12 protein-coding genes and 1 pseudogene are annotated in these 12,942 nt (G+C 72.4%); 5 read left to right on the forward strand and 8 right to left on the reverse strand.

Annotated elements, in window-relative coordinates; genetic code table 11:
• Nucleotides 1-59: 59 nt before the first annotated feature.
• The 4 genes from AB0D04_RS14475 (at nucleotide 60) to AB0D04_RS14490 (ending at nucleotide 2,075) form a co-directional block, all read left to right on the forward strand.
• Entirely contained in the window at nucleotides 60-236 is a 177-nt protein-coding gene (locus AB0D04_RS14475; protein WP_362702812.1) for a hypothetical protein, read from the forward strand.
• The gene (locus tag AB0D04_RS14480) at nucleotides 233-358 is read left to right on the forward strand and encodes a hypothetical protein (protein ID WP_362702814.1); all 126 of its coding nucleotides are present in this window, start codon (nucleotides 233-235) and stop codon (nucleotides 356-358) included. Before AB0D04_RS14475 ends, AB0D04_RS14480 begins: the two co-directional genes overlap by 4 nt.
• A 3-nt stretch (nucleotides 359-361) precedes the next feature.
• Entirely contained in the window at nucleotides 362-1,543 is a 1,182-nt protein-coding gene (locus AB0D04_RS14485; protein WP_362702815.1) for a methyltransferase domain-containing protein, read from the forward strand.
• A gap of 82 nt (nucleotides 1,544-1,625) precedes the next feature.
• Entirely contained in the window at nucleotides 1,626-2,075 is a 450-nt protein-coding gene (locus tag AB0D04_RS14490; RefSeq protein WP_362702816.1) for a hypothetical protein, read from the forward strand.
• A 218-nt stretch (nucleotides 2,076-2,293) separates the two neighbouring features.
• Here AB0D04_RS14490 and AB0D04_RS14495 read toward each other — a convergent pair whose 3' ends face one another.
• From AB0D04_RS14495 to AB0D04_RS14530, 8 genes and pseudogenes are all read right to left on the reverse strand, one after another.
• The gene (locus tag AB0D04_RS14495; RefSeq protein ID WP_362702818.1) at nucleotides 2,294-2,656 is read right to left on the reverse strand and encodes a hypothetical protein; all 363 of its coding nucleotides are present in this window, start codon (nucleotides 2,654-2,656) and stop codon (nucleotides 2,294-2,296) included.
• Nucleotides 2,657-2,747: 91 nt separating this feature from the next.
• A pseudogene (locus AB0D04_RS14500) lies at nucleotides 2,748-3,158 on the reverse strand (amidohydrolase); the annotation flags it as partial.
• A 57-nt stretch (nucleotides 3,159-3,215) separates the two neighbouring features.
• On the reverse strand, nucleotides 3,216-3,989 hold the full coding sequence (locus AB0D04_RS14505; protein WP_362702819.1) for a TetR/AcrR family transcriptional regulator: 774 nt from the start codon (nucleotides 3,987-3,989) through the stop codon (nucleotides 3,216-3,218).
• Between the two features lie 54 nt (nucleotides 3,990-4,043).
• Entirely contained in the window at nucleotides 4,044-5,609 is a 1,566-nt protein-coding gene (locus AB0D04_RS14510; protein WP_362702821.1) for an MFS transporter, read from the reverse strand.
• A gap of 127 nt (nucleotides 5,610-5,736) precedes the next feature.
• Nucleotides 5,737-7,977, reverse strand: a complete 2,241-nt coding sequence (locus AB0D04_RS14515) for a glycosyltransferase family 39 protein (RefSeq protein ID WP_362702822.1) — start codon at nucleotides 7,975-7,977, stop codon at nucleotides 5,737-5,739.
• Nucleotides 7,974-9,308: a bifunctional glycosyltransferase family 2/GtrA family protein gene (locus AB0D04_RS14520; protein ID WP_362702823.1), complete on the reverse strand. Its 1,335-nt coding sequence runs from the start codon at nucleotides 9,306-9,308 to the stop codon at nucleotides 7,974-7,976. Before AB0D04_RS14520 ends, AB0D04_RS14515 begins: the two co-directional genes overlap by 4 nt.
• Nucleotides 9,309-9,371: 63 nt before the next feature.
• The gene (locus tag AB0D04_RS14525) at nucleotides 9,372-11,069 is read right to left on the reverse strand and encodes a HAMP domain-containing sensor histidine kinase (RefSeq protein ID WP_362702824.1); all 1,698 of its coding nucleotides are present in this window, start codon (nucleotides 11,067-11,069) and stop codon (nucleotides 9,372-9,374) included.
• Nucleotides 11,069-11,803: a response regulator transcription factor gene (locus AB0D04_RS14530; RefSeq protein ID WP_362702825.1), complete on the reverse strand. Its 735-nt coding sequence runs from the start codon at nucleotides 11,801-11,803 to the stop codon at nucleotides 11,069-11,071. Before AB0D04_RS14530 ends, AB0D04_RS14525 begins: the two co-directional genes overlap by 1 nt.
• A 473-nt stretch (nucleotides 11,804-12,276) precedes the next feature.
• Here AB0D04_RS14530 and AB0D04_RS14535 point away from each other — a divergent pair, with 473 nt between their 5' ends.
• Nucleotides 12,277-12,831 (forward strand): NADPH-dependent FMN reductase, encoded by a 555-nt coding sequence (locus AB0D04_RS14535; protein WP_362702826.1) that lies wholly within the window; start codon nucleotides 12,277-12,279, stop codon nucleotides 12,829-12,831.
• Nucleotides 12,832-12,942 lie beyond the last annotated feature (111 nt).

Here is a 12,942-nt window from a genome sequence, read left to right on the forward strand (position 1 = left end):
CGGTACCCACCCTGGCCCCATTCTTGTCACCAACCGGCCACATATAGTGAGGAGTTCGGATGGCTGAGCAAGAGGGCAGCGAACACTCCTGCCCCGAATGCGACGACCTCAAGGTCCAGTTGGCGGCCGCCCTGAACATCGGCGACCGGTCCAAGGCCGTAGACCACCGGGTCCTGCTACGACGTCACCCCCACCACGACGACACCCCCGTCACCTCCGAAAGGAAGCACGCATGAACACAGTCCTGCGCCACGACGACGGCGGCGACAAACTCCCCGGAGAGCCCTACCCCGGCCCCCACCAGCCGCCCACCCCCGATGGCGGCCCCGGTACCCCCAACCCCCCGAAGGCCGCCTGACCAGTGACGACCACCAACACACCCGACGAGCGCCCCGGCAACACCGAGCTGGGGCGCGCCCTGACGGCCGTCGGCGCCCTCCCTCCGGACTGGGCCCCGGCCTATGCCGCCCTACCCCGATCCGCCTTCCTGCCCGATCTGATCTGGCCGTTCGACATGGCGGCCGGGCGGAGCGTAGCCGTCAACAAGCCGGACGCTCCCGCGAGATGGCACGAGTACGCGGACGCCGCCGACGTGCCGATCGTCACCCAGTGGGACGACGGCGCGCACACGGCGACCGAACCGGGCGAGGCGCCCACCAGCTCCGCGTCCATGCCCTCCGTGGTCTTCCGGATGCTTCAGGACTTGGACCTGCGGCCCGGCCACAAAACACTGGAGATCGGCACCGCCACCGGCTGGAACGCGGCACTCATGGCGCACCGTACGGGCCCCGGAAACGTGGTCACGGTGGAGGTGGACGCCGCCGTGGCCGCGGCCGCCCGCGCGACGGCGGAGCGGCTGGGCCTGGCCGTACAGGTCGTGCACGGAGACGGGTCGCACGGGTACCCCGACGCCGCGCCGTACGACCGGATCATCGCCACCTGCGGGCTCCGGTCCATCCCGTACAGCTGGGTGGAGCAGTGCCGGCCCGGCGGCGTCATCGTCGCCCCCTGGGGGACGCACTACGGGAACGGCGACGCGGTGGCCCGGCTGGTCGTCGCGCCGGACGGGCGCAGCGCCCGCGGACGGTTCACCGGGCCCGTGGAGTTCATGAAGCTGCGGGCACAGCGGGCGGCGCACCCGGTCCACTCCGCGTACGTCACCGGCAGCGTGGCCGAGGGGGACGAGACGTCCACGACGGTCACGGAGACGGAGTTCGTGGGGGAGCCGTTCGCGCCCCAGCGATTCGTCCTCGGGCTGCGCGTACCGCGGTGTCGGCAGGTCATCGCGGAGAAGCGCGACGGTGCCCGTCCGGTCTGGCTGTACGGGGTGGACGATCGGTCCTGGGCGTGCGTCTGGTTCCGCGACGGGGACGCGGCGCGCGTCTGGCAGTCGGGGCCGCGGCGGCTGTGGGACGAGGCGGAGGCCGCGTACCGGTGGTGGGAGGAGCGCGGCAGGCCGGGACCGGAGCGGTTCGGGCTCACCGTGACGGGAGACGGGCAGGCCGTCTGGCTCGATGATCCGGAGCACTCCTGGAGCGCGTGAGAACCGTCCCACCCCTCGCAAGACCCCCGCGACCTGGCCGGGTCCGGGGGCATGGCCAACAGCTTTCCAAGGAGCTGAAGACGTGCGTGACCTTACCGTGCGCCTTTTGGGGCGTCTCGTACTTCTCCTGATTCCCGTAGCGGGCGGAGCAGGCCCTCGTCCGGCCCTGGCCCTGATCCGCTGGGCCGAGCGACTGTTCCCGGCGAACGGCCGGCACCGCGCCGCGGCCCCCGCTCCGGCGCCCGGCCCCGCACCGCGGCCGCGCCCCCTCGCCCTGCCGCGCCACAAGAGCCCCTACGCGCAGGAGGCGGCCGTCGACGCACCCTTCGACGAACTCCCCGTCCCCGTACGGCCGTACGTCCTCGAGCCCCACGTCCCGCAGGCCAACGACCCCGAGCGGATCGCGCAGGCAGAACGGCGCTGGGCCCTCGACATGGCCCTCCGCGGTATCGACGTCGGCCCGAGTCGCATTCACGGCGTCGAGGTTTCGCCGGGCCGGCGCACCGTCCCCGTGTCTGTGGCGGCCGGCTGACATGCCCGATCCGCCGTCACACCACGCGCTGCCCCCTCACCCCCCACTCTGCGGCGCCACCCGGCCCGTGGAGAGCAACAACCCCCGTCCGTGCGCGCGGGCCGAACACCACAACGGAGACCACGTGGACCGGCAGGGGGTGGCATGGCCCGGCCACAGGTCCGGTGACCAGCCCGCCTTGATGTGGCAGATGCGGTGACAGCGCCTGGCCTCGGGGCTCAGCCCATCGCCGGGACGACCCAGAGGAAGAACTCGATCGCTGTCCCGCACAGCAGGCCGGTGGCATGCAGCGCGAAGAGCGCGTACCGGTTCGCCCGGCGCACCGCCGGCACCAGCAGCATCAGGGCCGGTACCGCCAGGCCAAGCACCGGCCCCGAGATCAGCATCAGCACCATGGCCACCACGCCCCCGTATGCGCCGACGCCGAGCGCCATGAGGCCGGTCACCAAGCCGTTGCCCGCCATCATCATCAGCATCGGGGCGGCGGCCAGCAGCTGCAACACCCCCCACACCACCCATGGCCAGGCCACTTCGCCGGCCGGACGGGCCTGGTGCGGCACGCCAAAGGCAGTATTCGTCATGCCGCTGACTCCCCCTCAGATGTCTTTCGCTGCGCTTGCGGCGCTTACGGATCCATTCTCGGGAGCGGGCAGGGCTTCGGCTTGAGTACCCCTACTCACCTTGGCCTTGTGCACTTCGCCGACCGCTCCCCAGTGCCCCGGAACACGGGAGCGCGACGTGGGTCCGCTCCGCGATCCAGCCCGCCATCGCTCGTACGCCGACGCCGATGGCACGCTCGTCCGGGGCGAAGTCGGGGTAGTGCGGGTAGCCGGCTGTGACGGGTGCGCCTGGGGCGCGGACGCCGAGGAAGGTGTACGTGCCGGGGAGGCGGTCCAGGTAGAGGGCGAAGTCCTCGCCGCTGAAGGGAGGGAAAGCGGCATGGAGCACGGTCACCGCATCCCGGCCCAGGGTGCGGCGCAGGTGGCGGGCGAGCATCTGGGCGTCGCGTTCCGGGCAGACCATGGCGGGGAACGGCTCGGCGGGGAAGCGCACCCCGGCCCCCGCGGGTGACGAGACCAGCCTGCTGTCCCCGCAGACCGGCCGGCGGCGGCGAGGGCGACCGGCCTTCGGACAGAACGCCTAGCCCCGCTCCCGCATCGCCTCGATCCCCGCGATCTGCAGATCCAGGGCGAACGCGAAGTCCCGGTCGAGCATCTCCAGCGCGCTCAGGCCCTCGCCGGCGTACGCGGCCCGAACGGACAGTTCCATCGTCTCGGCGAATTCGGGGCGGTCCGAGATCGCGGCGACGACCTGCGCGAAGTAGTCGTCGAGGCCGATGCCCGCGGCGCGGCAGCGGGCTTCGTGGAGGGCGCGGATGGTGGCGAAGCCGTAGACGAAGTGGAAGACGGAGGCGAGGGCGCCGGAGGTGTTTTCCGGGTTCAGGCCGCTGTGGCGCATGGTCCGCAAGGTGGCGTTGGCGAAGGCCGTCGCCTGCGGGCCGACGTTGATGAACTCGCCGAGGAGCCGGGCCGCCCAGGGGTGGCGGAGCAGCATGTCGCGGTAGCCGGTGGCGAGGAGGCGGAGCTGGTCGCGCCAGTCGACGGCGGCGTCCGACTCGTCGGGGAGGGGCATTTCGCCGGCGACCGCGTCGATGGCCAGCTCGAGCAGATCGTCCTTGGTGTCGACGTACCAGTAGACGGACATTGCGGTGACGCCGATTTCGGCGGCGAGCCGGCGCATGGAGAACTTCGCCAGGCCCTCGGCGTCCAGCAGCCGGACCGTCGCCGCGATGATCTTGTCGAGGTCGAGTCCGGCCGGCTGGTCCGCCTTGCGTTTGAGCGGGGGGCGGTCGGTCAGCCAGACGCTGTTCGGGTGCGTCGGTCGCTTCCTGGCGCGGCCGTCCGTCGCTGCCATGGCGCCTCTCTCCCTGCTCATCGTGCGTGATCGGTGTCTGTGTCGTGATCGATGCTATTGCGCCGGGGCCGCGGACGGGTCCGGTGCGGACGGCGTCCCGGCCTCCTGGCCCGTCCGTTCGGCGCGGCGCAGGAGCAGCGCGGCGAGCAGCCCGCCGAGGAACACCGCGGCCGCACCGACCAGCTGGCTGGTGCCGATGCCGTCGGCGAAGGCGTCCTGGACGGCGGTCCGTTCGGCGTCCGTACGGGTCCGGGCGAGCGCCGCGGGGAGCGATCCGGCACCGGCGGCGACCAGCGGAAGCAGCGCCACGAAGCGGGAGTTGAGGACCGCGCCGAGGACCGCGACGCCGAGGCCCTGGCCGAACTCCATCAGCGTGCCGTTGACGCCGGCGCCGACGCCGGCCTTGGCGGGCGGTATCGCGGACATGACGGCGTTGGCCATCGCCGGCATGGCGAGCGCGACCCCGAGGCCCATCACGATCAGGCCGGTCAGCATGCCGCCGTAGCCGTCCCCGCCGAGGAGGGAGATGGCGGCGAGGCCGGCCGCGAGCAGCGTCATCCCGGAGGCGATCGTTCCGGGGGTGCCCAGCCGCGGCATCAGGCGGGCGCCCAGGCCGGTGAAGTTGATCAGGATGACGGTGACGGCGAGCGGCGCCATCCGCAGCCCCGCCTCCAACGGACCGTAGCCGAGCACCAGTTGGAGGTGCTGGGTGAGGAGGAACATCGAGCCGCCCATGCCGAAGGCGACGAGGATGCCGCCGGAGACGGCGCCGATGAAGCGGCGGTTACGGAAGAAGTGCATGTCCAGCATGGGGTACGGGATATGCAGCTCCCACAGGGCGAAGGCGGCGAGGCCGATGATGCCGACGGCGGCGGAGAGCAGGACCTGGGTCGAGAGCCAGCCGGACACCGGGCCGGTGATGATCGCGTAGACGACGCCCACCATGCCGATCACGGAGAGCAGGGCGCCGAGGGGGTCGGGCCTGTCGCCGCTGGAGTTCTTCGATTCGGGGACGAGGGCGATGACGGCCATCAGCGCGATCACTGCGACGGGGAGGTTGACCAGGAACAGCGAGCCCCACCAGAAGTTGTCGAGGAGCGTGCCACCGATCAGCGGGCCGGCGGCGAAGCCGAGGGAGTTGATCGAGCTCCAGATGCCGATGGCCTTGGGGCGCTCGGCGTCGTCGAAGATCTGCATGACGACGGCGAGGGTGGTGGTCATCAGGAGCGCGCCGCCGACACCCATCGCGGCGCGGGCGGCGATCAGCTGTGCGGGGGACTGGGCGAGGGCGGCGCCGAGCGAGGCGACACCGAACAGCGCCAGGCCGATGGCCAGCATCTTCTTCCGGCCGTAGCGGTCGGCGGCGTTGCCGGCGGTGAGCAGCAGGCCGGACTGGACGAGGGAATAGGCGCTGATCGTCCACTGGACGTCGGCGGTGGTCGCGTCCAGCTCCTTGGTGAGGGAGGGGATGGCGACGTTGAGGACGGTGTTGTCGAGGACGACGGTGAGCTGGGCCAGGCAGATGACCCCGAGTATCAGCCAGCGGGCGGCGTTGCGGCCGGGTGGCTGGAGCGGGGTGGCGGAGGAGGGGGAGGTGGCGTGGGAGGTCACTCGGGGCATACGGGCTCCCTGTACGGTGCGGCCGGGATGAGACTTACACCGTACAGGGAGTGTTATACGCCGTACATTTCATTTGTTCGGGGCCGGGTTCTGCGGCGTCACGCTCCGCGGGGCCGCTTCCTCCGCGTCAGGCCTGCCGCGTCAGGTCGTAGAAGGTGGCGCTGCCGACGGTGACCTTCTTGAAGTTCTTCTCCACCCAGGTGGAGATCTTCGACGAGCCGCCCTTGCCGCCACCGGGTCCGCCGGAGCCGCCCCGGCCGCCGCCGATGAAGTAGTGGATCTTCCCGTCCGCGACGTACTGCTGGAACTGCGCGAGGGTCGGCGACGGGTCACTGCCGTTGAAGCCGCCGATCGCCATCACCGGCTTCTGGGTGGCGAGTTGGTAACCGGCGGCGTTCTGCGAACCGATCGCCGCGGCGGCCCAGGTGTAGCGGTCCGCGTCCCGCTCCAGCAGCGCCTTGGCCCGGGCACCGACCTTGGCACCGTTGAGCAGGCCGCCCATGCCGCCCATGCGGCCACCCGTACGGCCGGTTCCGCGCGTGCCGGGGCCGGCGCCAGGTCCGGCGCCGGCGCCGGGGCCGCCCGCCGTTCCGCCGGGGAAGGCTTGCTGACGGCCCTTGGGCTGCTGGCCCGCGGCCTGGCCCTGGGCCTGACCCGGGGCCTGGCCCTGCGGCCCGCCCTGGGTCTGGCCCTGGGGTCCGCCCTGCGGCCCGCCCGGGACATTGCCGGCGCGCCCCGGGCCGCCGTACCGCATCCCGCCGGGGAACCCGCCGCCCGGCCCGCCGAAGGAGCCCTGGACCTGCGGCCCGGCCGTGATGATCGAGCCGCCCTTGGCGGTGTTGACCGTGTTGAGGAGATACGCGAACGGGCCGGCCAGCGCGGTCACCACAGCGAGCCCGGCCGCGAGCGCAGCGAGGCGGGAGCGCGTGACTGCCGCGGCTCCCCTTCCTTCCGCGGCTCCCCTTCCGCCCGCGGCCCCGCTTCCGTCCGCCGCTTCGCCCCGTACCGCCGCTCCGTCCCGTACCGCCGCTCCCTTACGGAGCACCAGCAGCACGCCCAGCGCCGCCAGCAATCCGAGCGCCGGCACCGTCCAGCGCAGCCACGGCAGCCAGTTCGGCGAACGGTTCAGCAGCACATACGACCAGCCGGCGGTCACCGCGACCGTCCCGGCGAGGACGAGCGACGCGAGCAGCCCGCCACGTCGCCACAGCAGCGTGGCGCCCATGCCGACCAACGCCGCGATATAGGGCGCCAGCGCGATGTTGTAGTACTGGTGGAAGATCCCGGACATAAAGCTGAAGGTCACGAAGGTCATCAGCAGCGCACCGCCCCAGACCAGGAACTCCGCCCGCTGAGCGACCTGTTCGGCGGCAACGGCGCGCCGCGCCCGCCACAGCACACACACGGCCGCGACCAGCAGGATCAGCGCGGCGGGCAGCAGCCAGGAGATCTGGCCGCCCATGTCGGCCGAGAACAGCCGGGTGATCCCGGTCTCCCCCCAGCCACCACCACCGCGGCCGCCGCCACCGCCACCGCCCACGCTCCCGGTCTCATTGCCGCTGATCCGCCCGAACCCGTTGTAGCCGAAGGTCAGCTCCAGAAAGCTGTTGTGCTGCGAGCCGCCGATGTACGGCCTCGAGGACGCGGGCCACAGCTCGACGGCCGCCACCCACCAGCCGCCGGACACCACCATCGCCAGCCCGCCGAGCAGCAGCTGGCCGAACCGGCGGCGTACGGCCACCGGCGCACAGCACGCGTAGACCACGGTCAGCGGCGGCAGGATCAGCCAGGCCTGCAGGGTCTTGGTCAGAAAGCCCAGCCCGAAGCAGAGCCCGGCCCACAGCAGCCACTTCGTCCGGCCGTCCTCCAGGGCCCGCAGCACCGCCGCGATCGCGCACACCATCAGCAGGCACAGCAGCGCATCGGGGTTGTTGAAGCGGAACATCAGCGCCGCGACCGGCGTCAGCGCCAGCACCCCGCCCGCCAGCAGCCCCGCCGCGGCGCCGAACCGCCGCCGTACGGCCCCGTAGAGCACACCGACCGACGCGACGCCCATCAGCGCCGCGGGCACCAGGATCGCCCAGGAGCTGAGCCCGAAGAGCCGCACCGACAGCGCCATCGGCCACAGGGCGGCCGGGGGCTTGTCGACGGTGATGGAGTTGGCCGCGTCGGAGGAGCCGAAGAAGAACGCCTGCCAGCTCTCGCTGCCGGCCTGTACGGCGGCCGAGTAGAACTGGTTGGCGTAGCCGTTGGCGCCGAGGTTCCAGAGGTAGAGCACGGCGGTGGCCACCAGGAGTGCCAGCAGGGCGGGGCGCGCCCAGCGGGGGTCCTGCGGCCGGGCCGCCGGATCGGGGTGGTGCGGGGTCATCGGGCGCTCCTGGTGCGGTTGTCGCAGTTGTCGCGGTCGTCGCGGTCGTTCTGGTGGTTCGGGTGGTTCGGGTCGTACGGGAACACCCACGCCCGGAAGAGCAGGAAGCGCAGCACCGTCGCCGCGAGGTTGGCGGCCACCAGGACGGCGAGTTCGGTGCCGTGCGAAGGGTTTTCGGTGGCGGCGTCGAGGGCGGCGAGGGAGCCGCTGGTCAGGGCCAGCCCGATGGCGAAGACGACCAGCCCCTGGACCTGGTGGCGGACCGCCCGGTCCCGGCCCCGCACCCCGAAGGTGAGCCGCCGGTTGGCGGCCGTATTGCCGAGGGCGGACACCAACAGGGCGGCGACATTGGCCAGTTGGGCTCCCGCTCCCAGTCGGAAGAGGGAGTAGAGGCCCAAGTAGAGCAGGGTGCTCAGGGCCCCGACGACACAGAAGCCGACCAGCTGGCGGGCCAGTCCGCCCGGTATGCCGGTCAGCTCGCGGTCGCGCGGATCGTCGCCGAAGGGGCGGGCGAGCCGGTCCAGGGGCAGCCGCCCGGTGGCCAGCGCCCGGCCCACCCGCCAGACACCCTTGAGGTCGTCGGTCGCCGTCCGCACGAGGTGCACGGTGCTGCGGGGGTCATCGACCCAGTCCACCGGCACCTCGTGGATCCGCAGCCCGGCCCGCTCCGCGAGCACCAGCATCTCGGTGTCGAAGAACCACCCGGTGTCCTCCACCATCGGCAGCAGCCGCGCGGCGACATCACTCCGTACGGCCTTGAATCCGCACTGCGCATCGGAGAACCGTGCGGCGAGCGAACCGCGCAGGATGAGGTTGTAGGTGCGCGAGATGAACTCCCGCTTCGGTCCGCGCACCACCCGCGCACTGCGGCTGAGGCGGGAGCCGATCGCCAGATCGGAGTGACCGGAAATCAGCGGCGCGACCAGCGGCAACAGGGCATTGAGATCCGTGGACAGATCGACGTCCATATAGGCCAGCACCGGCGCCTCGGACAGCGCCCATACGGTGCGCAGCGCCCGGCCGCGCCCCTTCTGCTCCAGCCGTACGGCCGTGACCTCGTCGATCGCGTCATCGAGCCGGGCGGCCACCTCGGGGGTGCGGTCGGTGCTCGCGTTGTCGGCGATGGTGATCCGGAATCCGTACGGGAAGGTGCGGGCGAGGTGGGCGTACAGCCGCCGTACGCAGGGTTCGAGGTCGGTCTCCTCGTTGTAGACGGGGATCACGACGTCGAGGACCGTCTCGGTCTGGCCGAGGCGCAGATGCTCGCGTGGCGGCAGGGAGCCCAGTGGTGGGCGGAGGGGCGGCGTGGGGGCCGGCGGTGTCGTCGTCATGACGGCGACACTCGCCAACTGGACTGTCACGGGGGTGTGGTGAGGCTGTGGCCGGGCTGTGAGTCACAGCCGGGGTGCGCCCCGGCCCGCAGTCGGCGCCTCCGTCCCGGGCGCCGTCTCAGCCGCCATCTCGGCCACCGTCGCGGCATCCGCCTCGGCCGCCACCGCCGTCACCGCCTCCGCCTCCGCCTCCGGGCCCGCCATCGGCAACGTCACCGTGAAGACCGTCCGGCCGGGGACGCTCTCGACGGCCACCGTGCCGCCGTGCGCGCCGACCACGGCCTGCACGATGGCCAGCCCCAGTCCCGTACTCCCGGCGGCCCGCGATCGCGACGCATCGCCCCGCGCAAACCGTTCGAAGACATGCGGGAGCAGTGCGGGCGGGATCCCCGGCCCGTCGTCCTGCACCTCCAGACGGACGGCGGGCGCAGGGGCAGCGGGCGCCCTGGTGGCGGGCGCCATCGTGGCGGGCGCCATCGTGGCGGACGCCATCGTGGCGGACGCCCCGGTGGCGGAGACTCGGCCTCGGCCCTCCGGGCCCCGCACCCGGGCCGTCACCGTCGTCCCCTCCGGCGTATGCGTACGGGCGTTGGCCAGCAGATTGACCAGGATCTGGTGCAGTCGGCCGCCGTCGCCGTGCACCAGCACCGGATCGCCGGGCAGCTCGAGCCGCCACCGGTGACCGGGGCCGGCCGCCCGCGCATCGCTCACCGCATCCACGACCAACGCCGAGAGATCAGTGCTCTCGTACGAGAGCGGGCGTCCGGAATCGAGCCGGGCAAGCAGCAGCAGGTCCTCCACCAGCCCCGTCATCCGTTCCGCCTCGGACTCGATCCGCCCCAGGGCATGCCGGGTCTCCGGCCCCGGCCGCTCCCGCCCGCGCCGGGTCAGCTCGGCATAGCCCCGTATCGAAGCCAGCGGCGTCCGCAGCTCATGGCTGGCATCGGCGACGAAACGGCGCACCCGCGTCTCGCTCTCCTGCCGCGCCGAGAGCGCCGAGGCGACATGCCCCAGCATCCGGTTGAGCGCCGCACCGACCTGCCCCACCTCCGTACGGGCATCCGCCTCGGCCGCCGGCACCCGGACATGCAGCGCCACCTCGCCCTGGTGGAGGGGGAGTTCGGAGACACGGGTGGCGGTGGCCGCGACCCGGCGCAGCGGCCGCAGCGCGACCCCGACCATGGCGGCGCCCGCGATCCCGGCCGCCACCAGCCCGGCGACCGTCACCCATGCCTCGACGCGGATGAGCCTGGCGACCGTGCCGTCGACGTCGCGGAGCGGCATCCCGAGCACGAGCGTGCCGTCCTTGGAGGACCGCACCCGGTAGTCGCCGAGGCCCGGCATCTCGACGGTGTGCGGTGCCCCGTCCCGCGGCACACGGGCCAGCGTCGCAGCCTGCGCGCCGCTCAGGCCGTCCTGCCGCTCGGACGGCAGCCGGCCGGCGGAGTTGTTGCTCTTCGCACCGTCCTCGATCACCCCGTCGGGCCCGAACCGCGCGCCAACCGTCCCGATCGGCGTCCCGCCCATCGCCACAAAATCGAGGTTCGGACCGGCCACCGGCCCGTGACGCGGCAACTGGGCACGTACCAGGCCGTCGGCGACCTCGCCGTCCAACTGGCCCTGCAGATACGACTGCAGCGCGATGCTGGTGACCGTACCGATGACGGCCGCGACAACGGCGATCAGCGCGACCGCCGAGACCACCAGCCGGGTCCGCAGCGTCCAGCGCCCACGGAGAGCGGGCGCGGAGCTCTTCCGCACTACGCACCCGGCTTGATCAGATACCCCGCACCGCGCCTGGTGTGAATCATCGGCGCCCGCCCGGCATCGATCTTCCGCCGCAGGTAGGAGATGTACAGCTCGACGACATTCGCCTGCCCGCCGAAGTCATAACTCCACACCCGGTCCAGGATCTGCGTCTTGCTCAGCACCCGCCGCGGATTACGCATCAGATAGCGCAGCAGCTCGAACTCGGTGGCGGTCAGGTGGATCTCCTGCCCCTCCCGCCACACCTCATGGCTGTCCTCGTCCAGCACCAGATCGCCGACCGTGAGCAGCGACTCGGTGCGCGCGGCTGCCGCCCCGGCCCGGCGCAGCAGTCCGCGCAGCCGGGCCACCACCTCCTCCAGGCTGAACGGCTTGGTGACGTAGTCGTCGCCGCCCGCCGTCAGCCCGGCGATACGGTCCTCGACGGCATCCTTGGCCGTCAGAAAGAGCACCGGCACGTTCGGCAGCTCCCGCCGCAGCCGCCCCAGCACCGTCAGCCCGTCCATGTCCGGCAGCATCACATCGAGCAGCACCGCATCCGGCCGCCAGCTCCGCGCACACCGCAGGGCACCCGCCCCGTCCCCCTCGGCCCGGATGTCCCAGCCCTCGTAACGCAGCGCCAGCGACAGCAGATCGGCCAGCGAGGACTCGTCGTCCACGACCAGCACCCGCACCGGGCTCCCGTCGGCCCGCAGCAGCTCGGACCGCTTGGCGGGCCCGCGCGCCACGGCACCCTTGGCGGACGGACTTACGGAACCCCCGCGCGCGGGGGGCGCCACGGAGGGCCCGGCGGCGGACGGCGCTGAGGACGACGAAGTCACGGTCATGGCCGTGAGCATGACCCGCGCTCGTGAAAGCTCCCTTTCGGGTTTCTGTGAATCTCCTGAGAATTGGGGAGGCCCGGGGCGACGCACCCACTTCTCTCTTCCCCTCCCCCGGGGGACCGTCCCCCACCCACCCCACACCACTCCCGCCCCTCATCACCCCGTCACCGCCACCCCGCCCCCCGTGCGCGACCGGCCTGGGCCGCCCCCCGCGCGGTCCAGCCCGATCACCACTCCCTCAGCATCGCACCCACCACTGACAATCGACCTGACCAGCGAAACACCCCCCGGCGCCCCCTTCTCGTGCGGGTTTCTGCACCCTCCCCCACACCCAGACCCCTCGCCCTGCCCCCGACGTCAACCCGTACCGTCACCCCATGCGACTTCTCGCCCTCTCCGGGAGCCTCCGCGCCCGCTCCTCCAACGGCGCCGTCCTGCGTTCCGCCCTCGCCCTCCACGACGGCCCCGCCACCACCGCGGACATCGGCGCGCTCCCGCACTTCAACCCGGACCTCGACGGCGAGAACGCCACGCCCCCACCCCCCGTCGCCGCCCTCCGTACGGCCGCCGCGGCCGCGGACGCGATCCTCATCGTCAGCCCGGAGTACGCGCACGGCGTCCCCGGTGTGCTCAAGAACGCCCTCGACTGGCTGGTCAGCAGCGGCGAATGTGTCGACAAGCCGACCGCGGTGATCACCGCGTCGCCCTTCCCCACCGGCGGCGACCACGCCAACGCCCAACTCCGCGAGACGCTACGGACGATGAGCGCCGACGTCATCGCCTCCGCCTGCGTCGAAATTCCCGCCATCGGCCCGAAGGTCGACCCCACCACGGAACGCATCACGGATGAGGCAACCCTGGCGGGCCTGCGGACCGCCCTGTCCCACCTGACCGCCGAGCCCGCGCCCGCGCCCGCGCCCGCGGAAGCCTGAGCCATACAGCCCTCCGACTCCGACACCACCTGGCCCCTGCGCTCCCTCTCGTGGCACGCACTCGACCCGCGCGGCGCTCCTCGCCCTCGCCTACGTCCTGGCCCTCGAGGG

It is taken from the genome of Streptomyces sp. NPDC048483 (genome assembly GCF_040651455.1).
Classification (GTDB): Bacteria; Actinomycetota; Actinomycetes; order Streptomycetales; family Streptomycetaceae; genus Streptomyces.

Bases quoted from the DNA above. Each gene is read 5' to 3' on its own strand.
- AB0D04_RS14520 (WP_362702823.1), bottom strand. From the start codon at position 9,308: ATGACGACGACACCGCCGGCCCCCACGCCGCCCCTCCGCCCACCACTG.
- AB0D04_RS14505 (WP_362702819.1), bottom strand. From the start codon at position 3,989: ATGGCAGCGACGGACGGCCGCGCCAGGAAGCGACCGACGCACCCGAAC.
- AB0D04_RS14480 (WP_362702814.1), top strand. From the start codon at position 233: ATGAACACAGTCCTGCGCCACGACGACGGCGGCGACAAACTCCCCGGA.
- AB0D04_RS14515 (WP_362702822.1), bottom strand. From the start codon at position 7,977: ATGACCCCGCACCACCCCGATCCGGCGGCCCGGCCGCAGGACCCCCGC.
- AB0D04_RS14495 (WP_362702818.1), bottom strand. From the start codon at position 2,656: ATGACGAATACTGCCTTTGGCGTGCCGCACCAGGCCCGTCCGGCCGGC.
- AB0D04_RS14535 (WP_362702826.1), top strand. From the start codon at position 12,277: ATGCGACTTCTCGCCCTCTCCGGGAGCCTCCGCGCCCGCTCCTCCAAC.
- AB0D04_RS14510 (WP_362702821.1), bottom strand. From the start codon at position 5,609: ATGCCCCGAGTGACCTCCCACGCCACCTCCCCCTCCTCCGCCACCCCG.
- AB0D04_RS14475 (WP_362702812.1), top strand. From the start codon at position 60: ATGGCTGAGCAAGAGGGCAGCGAACACTCCTGCCCCGAATGCGACGAC.